This window comes from Kitasatospora sp. NPDC088160, assembly GCF_044741445.1.
Classification (GTDB): Bacteria; Actinomycetota; Actinomycetes; order Streptomycetales; family Streptomycetaceae; genus Kitasatospora.
This window is the reverse complement of sequence record NZ_JBIUSS010000001.1, coordinates 404,957-420,966: the sequence shown is the minus strand read 5'-3', so window position 1 is coordinate 420,966 and position 16,010 is coordinate 404,957. Positions and strand designations below refer to the sequence as shown.

The window sequence follows — 16,010 nt, the reverse complement described above, 5'->3', positions numbered from 1 at the left end:
CGTCACTTGTCCGCCTCCGGCCGCCGGCGGCGGATCAGCGCCCAGGCCCGCTGCTGCACCAGCAGGGTCAGCACCCCGGCCAGTACGATCCCCAGCAGGTTCAGCAGCAACTGCACGCTGGAGCCCGAGAACTGGCGGAATTCCCCGTACCCGAGCGCGACGGTGGCGTTGGCGGCGGCGGGCACCGTGGTCACCGAGATCGCCACTCCGACCAGCATCCCGGCCTTCGAGGAGGTCAGCGAGAGCACGCCCGCGATGCCCGCCAGGAAGGCGACCACGAAGGACGTCGCGTCGGGCTGCCAGATGAACGAGGTGTTCGGCCGCGCGGCGGCGAACTTGGCCTCGCTGAACAGCCCGAGCCCGTCCATCAGCAGAGAGAACCCGACGGTCAGCGCCATCGCCACCGCGAAGCCGGTGACCAGCGCGTTCAGCGACCGCAGCGCCGGGCGCAGCCGCCGCTGGACCAGCGCCACGCACAGCCCGGCCAACGGCCCGAACTCCGGCCCGACCGCCATCGCCCCGACGACCAGGATCGCGCTGTCCAGCACCGCGCCGCACGCGGCCAGCATGGTCGCCACGGTGAGGAAGGCCAGGAACACCCAGGTGAGGGTGGACTCCTCGTGCGTGATCTCGGAGACCGACTCCCAGACCAGCGCGTCGGCCCCCTCCCCCGGGGCCAGCCGCTCGGCCTCGTCGGCGGCCGCCGAGAGGGTCAGCTCGATGCCGGAGACGTCGATCGCCCCGCGCTCGGGCAGGCCGGTCCCGCGCAGCACCCCCAGGATCTCGTCCGCCGACTCGCGGGCGACGTCGCAGAGCACCACGTCCCCGGCAGGCCGTACGGCCGCACCCGGCAGCACCACGACGTGCGTCACCCCGACCGCGGCGTCCAGGCTGCTGAGCACGGGCTCCCGCAGGTCGGGCGGGACGATCAGGCGCAGGTGCAACACGAGCACTCCGGTGGGACGGGGCGGGCGAAAGTCCCGCCCACCCTAGGCCGTGACCCGACGCCGCCAGCGACCCGCCGTCACCCGGTGGTGCTCCTCGCCCTGCTGGCGGCCGCGGTGTCACCCCGCCAGGACGTCCCGCAGGGCGCGGGCCTCCTTGACCAGGCGGCTCGATCCGCCCTGCTCCGCCGTCGCCGTCACCTCGGCCACCGGTCCCCGGGTGCGGGTGCGCCGGGCGCAGTCCGCCGCGAGGGCGAGCAGGTCGCCGAGGCCCCGGGCGGGCGTGCCCTCGCCGCCCAGCAGGGCCGGCAGCGCGGGCTCGAGCACCGACCAGACCGTGCCGTAGGCGCCCGTCCCGGCGGCCAGGGCGAGCGCCGCCGCGAGCCGGTTGAGCTTCACCGCGCCGCAGTCGACCAGCGCGCCGAGTTCGCGGCCGAGCTGCGCGCCGTCCAGGTCGCCGCGGGCGGCGAGCACCAGCAGGGCGTCGACGGCCGCCGTCCGGTCCTCGGTGTGCCGGGCGCCCAGGCCGTAGGCCAGCGCCAGGTGCAGGGCGAGCCCGGCCGGGCCGCCGGCCTCGGCGAGAGCGGGCAGCAGCCGGCCCGTGTCGCGCTCGTCCCGGTCGGCGCCCGCGGCGAAGTGGTCGAGCCACCGGGCCGCCAGTTCCTCCCGGTGCCAGGGGAGCATCGCGGCCCAGTGCGCCGTGGGCCGCCACGTCCAGCCGCCCACCTTGCGGGCCCGGGCCACGCTCGGCTCGGTGCCCTCCAGCAGCGCCCTGAACTCGGGGGCGAGCCGCTCGCCGTCCGGGCCCTTCGGGCCGGCCCCGATGCCGGGCTGGGCGACGGCCACCCGCCGGACGTCCTCCCACCAGCGGTCCGCGTACTGGTGGCCGTGCTTCGAGCCCCGGCCGGGGGCGAACAGCACCCGCTCGGACGGCTGGTCGGGCAGGCCGCCGGTGCGCAGCCACTGGGCGACCCACCGCCCGGACGGCGAGGTGAGCGCCTCGGCGGCACGCAACACCCCGGCGTCGGCGCGGGGGCCGACCCGCAGCAGGGCCGCGCACAGGTCGGCCCGGCCGGGGGTGATGCCCGCCGCCTGGTACCCGGCGAGGCGTTCGACCAGCGTGCCGGGGTCGAGCGCCCCGGTGGTGTCGGTCGGGATGGCCAGCAGGTAGGGCGGCCGGTCGGCGGTCACCTGCCAGGCGGCCTCCTCCAGCCGGGCGGCGAGGGCGGTGCCCTGCGCGGTGTCGTTCTGGCCGCGCAGCGGGGAGCGCTTCTTCTTGCCGCCGAGGAAGTCCCAGACCCGGTGCGGCGGCGTCTCGCCGGCCACCGCGGCCGCGACGTAGAGGACGTCCCGGGGCGAGCAGTCGTGCCAGCGGCCGACGCCGCTCCACGGGTGGACCCGCCGGACCGGCTCCAGCGCCTCGGCGAGCGCCGCCCGGTCCTGGTAGGCCTGGCGGACCAGGCCGTCCAGCACGCGCTCGAAGACCGCCGGCTCCGGCTCGTCGGCGGCGAGCAGGGCGGACAGCTCCTGCGCGAGTTCGGCCGCCGAGGCGATCGGCGGGCCGATCGGGAGGGGCTGGGGGGCGGGCGGGAGGAGTTCGTTCCACCCGGTGTCCGGGTCGTCGTCGCCGTCGCCACCGACCGGTGCGCCGAACAGTTCACCGGCGCGCCGGTGGTGGGCGGGGTTCAGCGCCTCGGCGGCGAGCCGCAGTTCGGGCAGGACGGCCTCCCCGGCCACGCGCAGGTGGCGGGCCACCACGTTCAGCGCCCGCTCCTGGACGGCCTGGTCCGGGTGCCCGAACGCCTCGGCGGCCGCGAGCACTACCGGCCCGGACCGCCCGGGCTCGCGCCGGGCCGCCCGCTCCAGCCAGCCGAGTTGGGCGCGGACGAGCTTCTTCTCGGCCCGGAACAGCACCACCGCGGAGGACTCGACCAGCACCTCGGGTTCGATCAGCCCGGCCTCGTCCAGCCCGGCGAGCACCTCCTGGGCGTGCCCGGCGACCACCGACAGCCCGTCCAGCAGCGGCAGCACGTCCCGTACCCGGGCGGCGTACTCCTGCGGGGTCGGGGCGAGGGCCCTCAGCACGTCGAGGAAGAAGCGCTGGTCGGCCGGCTTGCCGCCGCGCAGCAGCCGGGCCAGGCAGCGGTCGATCAGGTCGGCCCGGTCGAGGTCGCCGGCGGCGGCGAGTTCGGCGATCGCCTCCGTAAAGGCGTCCCCGGGGCGGGGGCTGAACCGCAAGGACACCGCGCCACCGATGTCGGCGAGTTCGAACACCCGGGGCAGCAGCAGCGGGGTGAACGCGTCGGCCCGCAGCAGCTCGACCAGGGTGGGCCGTGCGCCGCTGCCCCGGCGCTGGCGTTCCATCCACTCGCGGACGAAGGGCTCGCTCTGCGGCACCGCGCAGCCGGTGCGGCGCACCACGGCCTCGATCACCGGGTACAGCGCCCAGCCCCAGCTCGGCGCCGGCCGGGCGGCGAGCCGGGTGGCCACCTCGATCTGCCACTCCACCGGCTGCGCCGCGACGAGTTGGCCCACCGCCGGGTGGCGGGCCCAGCCGAGCGAGGTGAAGTCGCGGGCGCCGAGCCAGGTGGCGGCCCCGGCCGGGCCGGGGTGGCAGCCGGCGCCGGCCAGCAGCAGGGCGCCCCTGGTGGCGAGCGCCTCCTTCGACCACTCGTCACGCAGTTCCTTGCGCAGCGCCTTCAATGCGAGCAGGCAGTCCCGGCGCTGCGCCTGGTCCAGCGCGGCGACCAGCGCCGGTATCTGCGGCATCCGTCCGCCCCGGACGGCGGCGAGCAGGTCCTCGACCGCCGCCTCGCCCCGCACCGCCTCCGGCATCGGCGCCACCGCCGTCGCGCCCCGCACCGCCTCCGACCCCCCTGCCGCCGCGCTCATGCCTGGACCCCCTTATCCGTCGTCGGAACCGCCGGGACCGCCGGGACCGCCGGAACCTGTTCCCCGGCCGCCCGTTGGGCCGCCTCCCGCACCATCGCGACCGCCAGCGCGTGCTTGCACGGACCGCGCCCGCCACGGTACTTGGCCCACCAGAGGCAGGTGCAGCCGAGGCGCCCCGCCTCGTCCGTACGCACCCGCTGGATGTGGTCGTCCACCATGACGACGGCCGTCGTGCCGCCCGGCTCCAGCCGCACCGCGCCCGCCGCGACCAAGGCCTGGGCGGCACGCAGCCGCGGGTTGGCGGCCTCGGCCCGCCCGGCGTCGTACGGGAGCTGGCGGTGGAAGTAGGCGGCCTCGGCGGTGTCGTAGCCGATCTGCCCGGCGGTGCCGAGCCGGGTGAGCGCGGCGCGGACCCGCTCGTGGCTGAGCCCGGACTGCTCGGCGAGGTCGGCGACCTCGATCCGCGGCTCCCAGGCGAGCAGTACCGCGACGAGGTCGGCGTCCTGCTCGGCGGTGCCGGTGGCGAGCGCGCCGAGCATTCCGCCCTCGCCGGAGAAGCCCCGGGAGGCGTCGGGCGAGAGGGTCAGGGTGAGCCGCATGCCGGGCAGGACCACTTCCCACGCCGAGGCGGCCGGGCCGGTGGCGGCGACCGGGCCGTACACCCGCAGGGCGAGCGCGTGCCGCAGCACCCGCTGGAGCGCCACCAGCCGGTCGGGCCCGGGCAGGCAGACGGCGCCGGGCACCGGCCGGGTGGTGGGCCGCAGCGTCCGCCCGGCCGGGACGACCCAGGCGGTGCTGGAGCGGCCGCCGCGCGGCAGCGAGCGCAGGAAGCGGACCGCCTCGGCGGCGGGCAGTTCGGCGCGCAGGTCGAAGCCGGCGGCGACGACCTGGGTCTCGGCGAAGCCGCGCAGCCAGCGCTGCGGCAGCGGCACCTTCTTCTCGACCAGCGGCCCGTCGAAGCTGGTGACCTCCAGCGCGTCCGGCCCGACCGCGAGGTGCAGCGGGTCGCTCGGGCCGATCCTGGTCAGGGCCTCCCGCAGCGGGTTGTTGACGTCCACGTTGGTGGTGCCGTGGCCGATCTCGTCGCCGTCGAGGCCGGCCTGGAGCACGTCGAGCCGGGCGTAGACGCCGCAGCAGCCGGAGAACGACTCGAAGCGCAGCCGGTCCCCGTTGGCGGTGACCACCGGGTCGAGCGAGGAGCGCAGCTGCGGCTGGTAGTACCGCGCGGCGGCGACGTCCGCGACGGCGAGCAGCGCGGCGGCGGCCGGCGCCGGGTCGGCCAGGAAGCCCGCGAAGAAGCGCGGGTTGGCCGTTTCCCCGAGCGGGGTGGCGCCGCCGGAGGTGGCCAGGTCGAGGTGCCGGCCGTCGGCGCCGTCGAGGACGGCGGACGGGCGCAGATAGGCGTACGCGTGTGCGGATTGCGTCATGTCGAACACGCTAGGTGAGGGCACTGACAATCCGTCGGGCCGCGACCGCACTGGAACAGGTTCTACCAGGCGCCGGAGCCCCGGGGCGTTACCCAGGTCACACCGCGGCGCGGCGGGATTCTGCCACTATGGGCCCGTGACCGACCTGACAGAACAGGAAATCCGGGCCGACCGCCCGGCCGGCTCGTTCGCCGGACTGCTGGAGCTGGAACGACTGGACGAGAACACGTTCCGGGGCCGCTGCCACGCCGGGGCGCCGATGCGCGCCTTCGGCGGACAGGTCGCCGCGCAGGCGCTCACCGCCGCCGGCCGCACCTGCGAGGGCCCGCGTGCGGTGCACTCGCTGCACGGCTACTTCCTGCTGCCCGGCGACCCGTCCCAGCCGATCCGCTACGAGGTCGAACGGGTCCGCGAGGGCGTCTCCTACACCACCCGCCGGGTGACGGCGGTGCAGAACCAGAACGCGATCTTCACCCTCTCCGCCTCCTTCAAACGCCCCGAGACCGCGACCGACCGCCACCGCACGATGCCGCCGCTGCCCGGGCCGGAGACCCTGCCGGACGCCTTCTCGCTCTGGGACCCGGCCCTGCGCGCGGCGATCACCGGCACCGGCGGCTTCCGCGACCTCGAACTGCGCTTCGTCCCGCCGGACGCGCCGGGCGTGCCGGCGTCCGTGCCGGGGATGCCGCAGCAGTTCGTCTGGCTGCGCATCGCCTCCCCGCTGCCCGAGGGCGACCCGCTTCTGCACGTCTGCGCGCTCACCTACCTCTCCGACCTCACGCTGGCCTCCACCGCCGGGCTGCACGAGCAGCCGAACTTCTTCCAGCGCACCGAGCCGCCCCGGCTGCTGATCGCCTCGCTCGACCACGCGATGTGGTTCCACCGCCCGTTCCGGGCCGACGAGTGGCTGCTGTTCGCCCAGCGCAGCCCGTCCTCCTCGGACGGCCGGGGGCTGTCGCTCGGCGAGTTCTACGACCGGGACGGGCGGCTGGTCGCCTCCGCCGTGCAGGAGTCGCTGATCCGCCGGCTGCGCTGATCCGGCGCGGGACGGGACGGCGCGGGGCGGAACGGGCCGGGGCGGAACGGGCCGGCGGCCCGGACCCCGGCGACGGTGACCGCACGGCGAACGCAAGGGGGCCGGTCGGCGTCATACTCCTGAGCGGCCCCGGCCCGTATCATGGTGCGGGTGACCAAGGTTGACCTGTCACCACGGCCGGTGGAGGCGATGTCTCCGCGCCAGCTCGAACGCCGCGGAAGCCTGATCGCGGCCGCGCTCGCCCTGGTGAACGAGATCGGCGTCGAACGGCTGCAGATGAAACAGGTCTGCGAGCGGTCCGGAGTCGCCCTGGGGACGGCGTACCGCTACTTCTCCTCCAAGGACCACCTCCTGGCCGCGGCGATCGCCGAGTGGCACCGCCTGCTGCTGGCCGACCTGGTGGCGGAGCTGCGCGGCCCGCGCGCCGGGCGGGGGGCCACCGACCGGGCGGTCCGCTTCGTCCGCGGCGGGATGCGGGCCTACCAGCGCCAGCCCGAGCTGGCCCGGCTGCGGGTGGCCGTCGCCGCCTCCACCGATCCGTTCGCCAGCGAGACCTTGCAGGGCATGGCCCGGGCCGACAGCACCGCCCTCCAGGCGGTGACGACCGAGGTGCCGGCCGCCGCCAGCGACCTGGTGCGGCACATCGTCGCCCACGCCTGGCAGGGCGAGCTGACCGCCTGGGTGACCGGGCGCACCACCCTCGGCGACGCCCGGCGGCGGCTGGAGGACGTGGTGCGGCTGGTGCTGAACCCGTACGAGACGCCGTACCCGGCGCCGTACGAGGTCCCGTCCGGCGCCCACCGGCCCTGACCCGTCCGACGCGACAGCCGGCTCAACTCCCCGGTGCCGGACGGCTTCCGCCCGTGGTTCCGGCTCGCCGCGCGCGCCCCGGCCCATGAGCACCCGGCCTGACGGGACGTAAGTCCCCACCCTCCGCCTCCCCGGCGCGCCCTCCCGCCCCTCGCGGCACGAACTGGACATAGTGCGACATGCAGCTTTAATCCGCCGATGTCGCCGAAGCCCACGTCCGCCCCGAGGCAGGAGAGTCCACCCGATGAGCAGCCAGCCGCCGCAGCCCGACCAACGCGCGGAGGAACCCGACGAACCCGCCGCGACCCTGCCCGCCGACCGGGCGGTGTTCGGGATCAGCGCCGCCCTGGTGCTGGCCGTGGTCGCCTGGGGAGTCTTCGCCGAGGACTCGCTCGGCCGGACCTCCAGCAGCGCGCTCGGCTGGGTCCTGCACAACTTCGGCTGGCTGTTCGTGGTGGCCGCCGACGTCTTCCTCGTCCTCACCGTGCTGCTCGCCTTCAGCCGCTTCGGCCGCATCCGGCTCGGCCGCGACGACGACGAACCCGAGTTCTCCACCCTCGCCTGGGTCGCCATGATGTTCAGCGCCGGCATGGGCATCGGCCTGATGTTCTACGGCGTCGGCGAGCCGCTCCAGCTGTTCGCCACCCCGCAGCCCGGCTCCGGCCTGGAACCGCAGAGCGCGGCCGCCGCCCAGCAGGCCCTGGAGTTCTCGCTGTTCCACTGGACGCTGCACCCGTGGGCGATCTACGCCGTCGGCGGCCTCGCCCTCGCCTACACCACCTTCCGCAAGGGCCGCGGCAACCGCATCTCCGCCGCCTTCGTCCCGCTCATCGGCCAGCGCGGCGCCGACGGCTGGGCCGGGCGCGCGATCGACCTGCTGGCCGTCTTCGCCACCGTCTTCGGCTCCGCCACCAGCCTCGGCCTCGGCGCGCTCCAGGTCGCCGACGGCCTCGGCTACATCACCTCCGTGCGCAACACCCAGAACGCCCAGCTGATCATCATCGGCTCGCTGACCGCCGCCTTCGTGCTCTCCGCCTTCTCCGGCGTCCACAAGGGCGTCAAGTGGCTCTCCACCGCGAACGTCGTCCTGGCCTCGCTGATCATGCTCTTCGTCTTCGTGTTCGGCCCGACGGTGTTCACGCTGGACGCGATCCCCTCCACCGTCGGCGGCTACCTCTCCGACCTGCTCGGCATGTCCACCCAGACCGGGGCCTTCACCGACGAGAGCTGGCTCGGCTCCTGGACGATCTTCTACTGGGCCTGGTGGCTCTCCTGGGCCCCCTTCGTCGGCACCTTCATCGCCCGCATCTCCCGCGGCCGCACCATCCGGCAGTTCCTGCTCGGCGTCCTGCTGGTGCCCAGCGGGGCCACCGTGATCTGGTTCTGCGTGATGGGCGGCACCGCGATCCGGCTGGTCACCACAGGCACGGCCGACCTGGTCGCGACCATCCCGAAGGGCGCGGAGGCCTCGCTGTTCGAGATGCTGCGCTCGCTGCCGCTCGGCTCCGCCACCAGCGTCGTCGCCGTGCTGCTGGTGATGACCTTCTTCATCACCAGCGCCGACTCCGCCTCCCTCGTCCTCGGCTCGCTCTCCAGCCGCGGCTCGCTGCACCCGCGCACCTGGCTCGTGGTCGTCTGGGGCGTGCTGATGGGCGGGGTCGCCGCCGCCCTGCTGCTGGCCGGCGGGCTCACCGCGCTGCAGAACGCGACGATCCTGGTCGCGCTGCCGTTCGTGGTCGTGATGCTGCTGCTCTGCGTGTCCCTGGTGAAGGAGCTCCGCGAGGACCCGGCCGCCGGCCCGTCCCGCCTGCACCCCGTGCACGGCCTGCGCGACGCCGTCCGGGTCGCCGTCGGCGAGGCCCTCGCCGAACGCACACCACGCCGCTGACCAGCGCGTACGCCTCACCCGCGCGGGTGGGGCGTACGCGGCCAACCGACGCCCAACCCCCGCCCGGACTTCACCCGCGCGTACCGACCGTTCACACCACCCTGGAACCCTCCCTGTCATGAACGCCAGCCCTCAGGCGCCCTACCAGGAACCGCGCTTCCCGCTCCCCCGGCGCCACCGCCGACTCCTCGCCGCCACCGCCGTCCTCGCCTCCATCGCCCTCGGCACCTTCGGCGTCGGCGCCACCGTCGAGACCGTCCAGCACGGCACCCTCGCCGCCACCACGGCCACCGCGAGAAAGTGACCCGCGAGAAAGCAACCGGAGAGAAAGAGACCGACTGACCGTCCGATCCACCCCTTCAGCACCGCCGTCCGCCCCCGGACGCGGTGCTTCCGCCTTTCCGGCGACGGCGGAGCGGCGAGGCGCGACAGCGAGGCGAGACAGCGGAGCTGGGCGGCGAACCGGCCTCAGGCGCGCCGCTGCTCCCGGGCCCCGGCCGGCGCGGGGCGGGAGTGGCGGCCGGTGCCGGGGACGGGGTGGAAGTCCGGGGCGGGGGCGTAGCGGGCGGCGGGCGGGCGCAGGAGCCAGCCCGGGGAGCGGCTGCCGCGGGGGGTGGGGGTGATCAGGCCGAGGTTGTGGAGCAGGTCGAGGGCGTCGCGGCGCAGCGCGGTACGGTCGGCGAGGTAGTCGCGGCGCCAGCGGGCCGGGAGGCCGTACTCGTCGGCGATGTCGCCGAGGAGGCCGTCTATCAGCGCGTCGGGGATCGGGACGTCGCCGCCGGTGGTGGTCTCGCCGGGCAGCGGGCGGACTTCCTCCACCAGGCGTTCGAGCAGCAGCAGGGCGGCCTGCGGCAGGGGGCCGGCGCCGGGGAAGACGAGGTCGGTGAGCTCGTCGGCCGGGTCGAGCAGGGCGACGCCCTCGGTCCGCAGCTCGGTCTCCAGGCCGAGGAAGTCGGCTAGCGCGGCCGGGCCGCTCAGCCGGTGCTCGTGCAGCCAGGCGCTCCGGTCCTCGGGGAGGTCGGCGTCGAGGACGGCGGGGGTCTCGGCGAGCAGACGGCGCACGGCGGTGGCGGGTTCGGCGTCGGCGGCGCGGCGGATCAGGTCGGCGGCGTCGTCGGCGAGGGCGGGCGGGCCGGCCGGGACGGAGCGGGCGAGTTCGCGGTCGACGGTCAGTACGGCGGCCCGGACGGCCGGGTCGGCCGGGTCGGCCGGGTCGGCCGGGTCGGCCGGCAGGTCGCCGAGGACCTGCCAGTCGGCGAGCGCGGCGAGGGCCATCGCGCGGTCGGCCGGGCCGGCGGCGAGGCCCGGCGCCGCGGCGCGCATGGCGTCGAGCAGCCGCCCGTACGGCAGTTGCTCGGGGGCGTCGACCAACAGGGCCAGGGCGAGAGCGAGTTGGGCGTAACCGGCGGGGGTGAACGGGGCGCCGGTCGCGGGGTGTTCGAGGCGGCGGGCGGCGCCGGGGCCGAGGCCGGCCTTGCAGAGCCGGGCGTGCCAGGGGCCGACGACGAGCCGGTAGCCGAGCAGGGCGTCGAAGCGTTCGACGAGCCAGTCGCGGTGACGGCGAATCAGCGGGAAGCCGTCGGCGTGCGGGCCGGAGGCGGTGACCAGCGGGTGGGCGAGCAGCAGCCGGGCGGCGATCCGGCGTTCGGCGGCGGGCAGGTCGACGGCGGGAAGGGCCGGGGCGCAAACGTCCGCGACGGGCAGGGCCGGGGCCGGTATCGGAAGGTCCTGGCCGGAACGATCCTGCGCGCCCGGCACCGGGCGGGTGCGCTCGGGCTTGCGGTGCCTGCCGGGCCTGCCCGGCTTGGCACCTGACCGGACGACGGGCAGCGCGGAGGCGTCCCGCCGGGCGCGGCGCAGACCGCCGACGGGGCGGGGCCCCCGGGAGCGCAGGGCGGCGGTGGCGTGCGCGGTGGGGCCGTGCCACCAGCTGACGTCGGCGTCGGGCGCCGCTTCGGCGGGGGCGCCGAGATGGCGGGCCGGGTAGAGGCCGAAGGAGGCGGCGCACAGGTCGTCGGCGGTGCCGGGGGTGGCGGCGGCGAACCAGTGGGCGAGCCGGAGCAGGCCCGGGTCGGGCGAGAGCGCGGAGGCGGCGCCCGGCTCCGGCGCGGGCCTGGTCGGCGCGGCGTCAGCACGGGGGCCGGACACGGCTTCGGGCGCCGGCCCGGCCGCGGGTTCGCGTACGGCGAGGAGGGCGTCGGTGGTCCTCCGCCCCGTCCCGCCCGTGCGCCCGTCCGGCCTGCCGGTGGCCACCCGGGTGGCGCCGACCGCGTACTCCTGCTGCTCCATGTCGGGGACCAGACTAGACGGTGGCCGGGTCACCCGGCGGCAGCAACCGGCCGTGCGCCGAAGTGACCGGCCGCCCTCCGCTACGCCACCCGCCGGCCCGCACCCGCCGCCGCGCCGTCACCCGCCCCGCACCACCCGGGTTACGCGCCGGTAACCCGCTCTTCCGCCGCACCGGCGGGTCGCCTAGGGTTCGTCCCACTCCCCCCACCGCCCGACCCCGGAGGTCAGCAGCCGCATGAGCATCCGTACGACCACCCGTGCCGTCCTCGGCGGCCGCCTGCGCTCGGCCGCCGGCCTGCTCGGCGGCTTCGCGGCCGCCTCGGCGACGCACCTAGGCGCGATCGCCTCCGGCGCGTCCGTGCTGCAGAACGCCACCAAGCCGGCCCTGATGCCGCTGCTGGCCGCGCACAGCGTCGCCGCGGCCGCCACCGCCGGGCGGCGGGCGCCGAAGCCGCTGGCCCCGGCACTGCTGCTGAGCGCGGGCGGGGACGTGCTGCTCCAGCTGAAGAACGACACCGCGTTCCTGGCCGGGATGGGCTCGTTCGCGGCGGCGCACGTCTGCTACGTGACGATGTTCGTCCGGCGCGGGGCGCTGACCGACCGTCGGCGGGCCCTGGTGGTGGCGGCCGCGTACGCGACCGCCTGGGTGGCCATGGTCGGGCAGCTCTGGCCGGACCTCGGGGACCTGCGGATCCCGGTGGCCGGCTACAGCCTGCTGCTCGCCTCCACGGCCGTCACCTCGGCCGGGCTGGGCTGGCGGATCGGGCTGGGCGGGGCGCTGTTCCTGCTGTCCGACACACTGATCGCCACCCAGCTGGCGAAGTGGCGGGAGCTGCCGGGGCACCAGTTCTGGATCATGGCGACGTACGTCCTGGCCCAGTACCTGCTGGCCAGCGGCACCCTCCGGCACGAGCACGAGCACGAGCACGGGCACGGGCACCGTGAGCTCGAACTCGGGCACGAGAACAAGCACGGGCAGGAAACCGGGCACGGGCCTCAGCAGCAGCGGAAGCCCGCGCCGCAGGCCGGCTGACACGCCTGTGCGCCGTCGGCCCGGTCAGGGTCCGACGGCGCGCGGGGAAAACAAAACGGCGGCGGTGCCCATCAGGCACCGCGCCGCCGCAGCAGCCAGAAGCCTCCGACGCCGCCCGCCACCAGGGCCAGGCCCCCGGCCAGCTCCGCCGGATCGGCCGCGACCGAACCGCCGAGGCCGGTGTTCACGGCGCCGTGCGGGGCGACCTGCTGGCCGCCGGCGCCGGACTGGCCGAGCGAGCCCGCCCACTCGCCGGCCGCCTTGCCCCAGTCGCCGAGGCCTTTCTCGGGACCCTTCTCGGGACCCTTCTCGGCGCCTTTCTCAGGCCCTTTCTCGGAGCCCTTGTCGGAGTCCCTGTCGGAGCCGGCGACCGGGACGCCGGCGACCGCGACCTTGGTGGAGAACGCCCCGCCGTCCGGGCAGGTGCCGTCGATCTTGTTGTCCCCGGAGTGCTGGCCGGCCAGCCGGGCCGAGCCGCTGTGCTTGCCGTCGGAGCCCAGGGTGAGAGTGGCCGGACCGCCCTCGAACGCGGCGGAGTGGGCGGTGATGGTCTTGGCGTCGGGCTTGTCCGACTTCTCACAGGAGACCGTGAGCTTCACGGTCTGGCCCGGTGCGGCCTGGGGCGGGCTGACCGAGGCCGAGCCGTCCCTGGCGGATGCGAGGGGGGCCGTCAGGCCGGTCAGCACCGTCGCGCCGATCAGGGCGGCGGCGGCCGTACGCATGGGGCGCATGCCGGAACCTCCGGGATTCTCGGGCGCAGCCGGGGGGACTCCGATGTCCACGTGGTCGAACAACTGCACCCGGTTATGCCCGACAGTAGGCAGCCCGCCCGGCCCCGGCCACCGGTCGGGACCGTTCGGGTTACCGCCCCTCACCCAGGGTGATTCACAGGTCGAGGTCCACCACGACCGGCGCGTGGTCCGAGGTGCCCTTGCCCTTGCGGGCCTCGCGGTCCACGTAGCTGTCGGTGACGGCGTCCACGAACGGCTTGTTGGCGTAGGTGAGGTCGATCCGCATGCCCCGGTTCTTGGGGAAGGCCAGCTGGCGGTAGTCCCAGTAGGTGTAGGGGCGGTCGTACTTGAGCGGGCGCGGCACCACGTCGTGCAGGCCCACCTCGCCGAGGGCCTCCAGCGCGGCCCGCTCGGCGGGGGTGACGTGGGTGAGGCCCTCGAAGGCGGCGACGTCGTAGACGTCCTCGTCGGCGGGAGCGATGTTGAAGTCCCCGAGGACGGCGAACGGGCGGGGCCCGGCGGCGTCCTCGGTGGCGGCCGTGCGCAGCGCCTGTAGCCACTCCAGCTTGTAGCGGTAGTGGGCGTGGTCGACCTCGCGGCCGTTGGGCACGTAGACCGACCAGACCCGGACCGGGCCGCAGGTGGCGGCGACGGCGCGCGGCTCGACGTCGGGCAGCAGGGCGCCGTCGGCGAGGTAGCCGGGCTGGCCGGGCAGGTCGCGCACGACGTCGTCCAGGCCGATCCGGGAGACGATCGCGACGCCGTTCCACCGGCCGGTGCCGTGGGCCGCGGTCTCGTACCCGAGGGCGCGCACCGCCTCGTACGGGAAGGCGTCGGCCGCGCACTTGAGCTCCTGGAGGCAGAGCACGTCGGGCTTGGCGCTCTCCAGCCACTCCAGGAGCTTGGGCAGCCGCGCGGTGACGGAGTTGATGTTCCAGGTGGCGATGCGGACGGTCACGGCGGGCGGCCTTCCCGGTGGTTCGGTACGGACGGGTGCTTCGGTCGAGACGAGGGGTGGGCACCCCCCGAGGGGACGCCCACCCCGAACATACCGCCCGGCACCGACAGTACGGCCCGGCCGGCCTGCGGCCCGGTCAGCCCGTGGGCCGGACCACCGCCGCGGAGCCGCCCCCGCGCCGGACCGGTTCGGCCGCGGCCACCCACCGCCCGTCCGGCAGCCGTTCGACGCCGGTGGCGGCGCCGATCTCGGCGACGGACGTGAAGCTGTGCCCGAGCGCCTCCAGGGCGGCCCGTTCGGGCAGCGCCAGGAAGCCGGGCTCGGCCTGGGTGGCGACGGTGTTGCGCTGGCTGGCGCGCGGTGCGGCGATGGCCTGTTCCAGGCTCAGGCCCCGGTCGAGCCGCCCGAGCAGCACCTGGAGGGTGGTGGTGATGATGGTCGCGCCGCCGGGGCTGCCGGTGGCGAGCAGCGGTTCGCCGTCGCGCAGCACGATGGTCGGGGAGATCGAGGAGCGCGGCCGCTTGCCCGGGCCAGGCAGGTTGGGGTCGGGGACGCCCGGGGTGAGCGGGGAGAAGTCGAAGTCGGTGAGCTCGTTGTTGAGCAGGAAGCCACGGCCGGGGACGGTGATGCCGCTGCCGCCGGTCTGCTCGATGGTGAGGGTGTAGGAGACGACGTTGCCCCAGCGGTCGGCCACGCTGAGGTGGGTGGTGTTGGGGCCCTCGTAGGGCTCGGCGACGGCGGGGCCGGCCTCGGCGCAGTCGGCGGGGTGGCGCGGGTCGCCTGGGGCGAGCGGGCTGGTGAGGGCGCGGTCGGGGCTGATCAGGCAGGCCCGGGAGGCGGCGTAGCGCGCGGAGAGCAGTTCCTTGGTGGGGACGTCGCCGAAGGCCGGGTCGCCGACCCAGCGGTTGCGGTCGGCGAAGGCGATCCGGGAGGCGTCCAGGAAGTGGTGGTAGTACTGCGTGTCGCTGTACGCGCCGAGGTCGCCGTCCTCCAGGATGCCGAGCGCCTCGCCGACGGTGGTGCCGCCGGAGCTGGAGGGGGCGATGGAGTAGACGTCGTAGTCGCGGTACGGGACGTGGGTGGGCGCCTGGCGGCGGACCTGGTAGGCGGCGAGGTCGGCGGTGTCGATCTTGCCGGGGCGGGCCTTGCGGCCGGAGGCCGGGTCGACCGGCGGGTGCTGGACGGTGTTGGCCACGTCCTTGCCGAGGTCGCCCTGGTAGAAGGCCTTGACGCCGTCCTCGGCGAGCAGCCGGTAGGTGGCGGCGAGGTCGGGGTTGCGCAGGACGGTGCCGACCTCGGGGGGCTTGCCGCCGGGCAGGTAGAGCTTGGCGGTGTCCGGGAAGTCCTTGAACCGGTCGTAGTTGTCGGCGGTCTGGCCGCGGAAGGTCTGGTCGACGACGAAGCCGTTGTCGGCGATCCGCTCGGCGGGTTCGAGGGCGTCGGCGAGCGTGCGGGTGCCCCACTGGCGCAGGGCGGTGTCCCAGGTGGCGGCGGTGCCGGGGACGCCGACGGACAGGCCGCTGGTGACGGCGTCGGCGAAGGCCAGCGGCTTGCCGTCCTCCAGGAACAGCCCGCTGTCGGCGGTGCGGCCGGCCACCTCGCGGCCGTCGATGGTGTGCACCCGGCCGCTGGCGTGGTCGTAGTAGACGAAGTACCCGCCGCCGCCGATGCCGGAGGAGTAGGGCTCGGTGACGCCGAGGGCGGCCGCGGTCGCGACCGCCGCGTCGACCGCGTTGCCGCCCTTGCGCAGCACCTCGATGCCGGCCGCGGTGGCGTCGGCGTCGACGCTGGCCACCGCTCCGCCCCGGCCCACCGCCTCGGGGGCCTTCGGCGGCGGGGCCGCCCCCGCCGCCCCGGCCGGCCCGGCGCAGGACCAGACCAGGGCGGTGGCGAGCAGCAGCGGTGGTGCGATACGGGCCAGAGCCCTCATCCGAGTCCTCCTGAGTCGACGTCAACTCCGTTGTCTCACAGGAGGCATGATCCCGACAATCACACCGCACCG

General features: G+C 75.6%; 12 protein-coding genes. 5 read left to right on the top strand and 7 right to left on the bottom strand.

Annotation, left to right across the window (positions count from 1 at the left end):
• Window positions 1-2 precede the first annotated feature (2 nt).
• The 3 genes from ACIOGZ_RS01765 to ACIOGZ_RS01755 form a co-directional block, all read right to left on the bottom strand.
• Window positions 3-947 carry a DUF389 domain-containing protein gene (locus ACIOGZ_RS01765; protein ID WP_363579193.1) on the bottom strand — a complete coding sequence of 315 codons (945 nt, stop codon included), beginning with the start codon at window positions 945-947 and terminating at the stop codon, window positions 3-5.
• 117 nt (window positions 948-1,064) lie between these two features.
• The gene (locus ACIOGZ_RS01760; protein ID WP_400805050.1) at window positions 1,065-3,836 is read right to left on the bottom strand and encodes a DUF6493 family protein; all 2,772 of its coding nucleotides are present in this window, start codon (window positions 3,834-3,836) and stop codon (window positions 1,065-1,067) included.
• A complete protein-coding gene (locus ACIOGZ_RS01755; RefSeq protein WP_400805048.1) occupies window positions 3,833-5,263 on the bottom strand; it encodes an SWIM zinc finger family protein in 1,431 nt (476 codons plus the stop codon). The genes ACIOGZ_RS01760 and ACIOGZ_RS01755 overlap by 4 nt, the downstream gene beginning before the upstream one ends.
• A 136-nt stretch (window positions 5,264-5,399) precedes the next feature.
• On the opposite strand from ACIOGZ_RS01755, the gene ACIOGZ_RS01750 reads away from it, so the two are divergent.
• The 4 genes from ACIOGZ_RS01750 (at window position 5,400) to ACIOGZ_RS01735 (ending at window position 9,301) form a co-directional block, all read left to right on the top strand.
• Complete coding sequence (locus ACIOGZ_RS01750; protein WP_363616798.1) at window positions 5,400-6,299, top strand: acyl-CoA thioesterase II; 900 nt, start codon at window positions 5,400-5,402, stop codon at window positions 6,297-6,299.
• Between the two features lie 150 nt (window positions 6,300-6,449).
• A complete protein-coding gene (locus tag ACIOGZ_RS01745; RefSeq protein WP_363630658.1) occupies window positions 6,450-7,109 on the top strand; it encodes a TetR/AcrR family transcriptional regulator in 660 nt (219 codons plus the stop codon).
• Window positions 7,110-7,353: 244 nt separating this feature from the next.
• On the top strand, window positions 7,354-8,997 hold the full coding sequence (locus ACIOGZ_RS01740; protein WP_363579201.1) for a BCCT family transporter: 1,644 nt from the start codon (window positions 7,354-7,356) through the stop codon (window positions 8,995-8,997).
• Window positions 8,998-9,115: 118 nt separating this feature from the next.
• The gene (locus ACIOGZ_RS01735) at window positions 9,116-9,301 is read left to right on the top strand and encodes a hypothetical protein (RefSeq protein WP_350875387.1); all 186 of its coding nucleotides are present in this window, start codon (window positions 9,116-9,118) and stop codon (window positions 9,299-9,301) included.
• 164 nt (window positions 9,302-9,465) lie between these two features.
• Here the strand turns inward: ACIOGZ_RS01735 and ACIOGZ_RS01730 are convergent, their stop codons facing one another.
• Window positions 9,466-11,286: a DUF2398 family protein gene (locus ACIOGZ_RS01730; protein WP_400805045.1), complete on the bottom strand. Its 1,821-nt coding sequence runs from the start codon at window positions 11,284-11,286 to the stop codon at window positions 9,466-9,468.
• 235 nt (window positions 11,287-11,521) lie between these two features.
• On the opposite strand from ACIOGZ_RS01730, the gene ACIOGZ_RS01725 reads away from it, so the two are divergent.
• The gene (locus tag ACIOGZ_RS01725; protein WP_400984391.1) at window positions 11,522-12,319 is read left to right on the top strand and encodes a lysoplasmalogenase; all 798 of its coding nucleotides are present in this window, start codon (window positions 11,522-11,524) and stop codon (window positions 12,317-12,319) included.
• A 71-nt stretch (window positions 12,320-12,390) separates the two neighbouring features.
• Here ACIOGZ_RS01725 and ACIOGZ_RS01720 read toward each other — a convergent pair whose 3' ends face one another.
• The 3 genes from ACIOGZ_RS01720 to ggt all read right to left on the bottom strand — a co-directional run bounded on the left by ACIOGZ_RS01720 (window position 12,391) and on the right by ggt (window position 15,938).
• The gene (locus tag ACIOGZ_RS01720) at window positions 12,391-13,050 is read right to left on the bottom strand and encodes a hypothetical protein (RefSeq protein ID WP_400843589.1); all 660 of its coding nucleotides are present in this window, start codon (window positions 13,048-13,050) and stop codon (window positions 12,391-12,393) included.
• Between the two features lie 154 nt (window positions 13,051-13,204).
• On the bottom strand, window positions 13,205-14,008 hold the full coding sequence (locus tag ACIOGZ_RS01715) for an exodeoxyribonuclease III (RefSeq protein ID WP_363579210.1): 804 nt from the start codon (window positions 14,006-14,008) through the stop codon (window positions 13,205-13,207).
• Window positions 14,009-14,144: 136 nt separating this feature from the next.
• The gene (gene ggt, locus ACIOGZ_RS01710; protein WP_400805039.1) at window positions 14,145-15,938 is read right to left on the bottom strand and encodes a gamma-glutamyltransferase; all 1,794 of its coding nucleotides are present in this window, start codon (window positions 15,936-15,938) and stop codon (window positions 14,145-14,147) included.
• Window positions 15,939-16,010 lie beyond the last annotated feature (72 nt).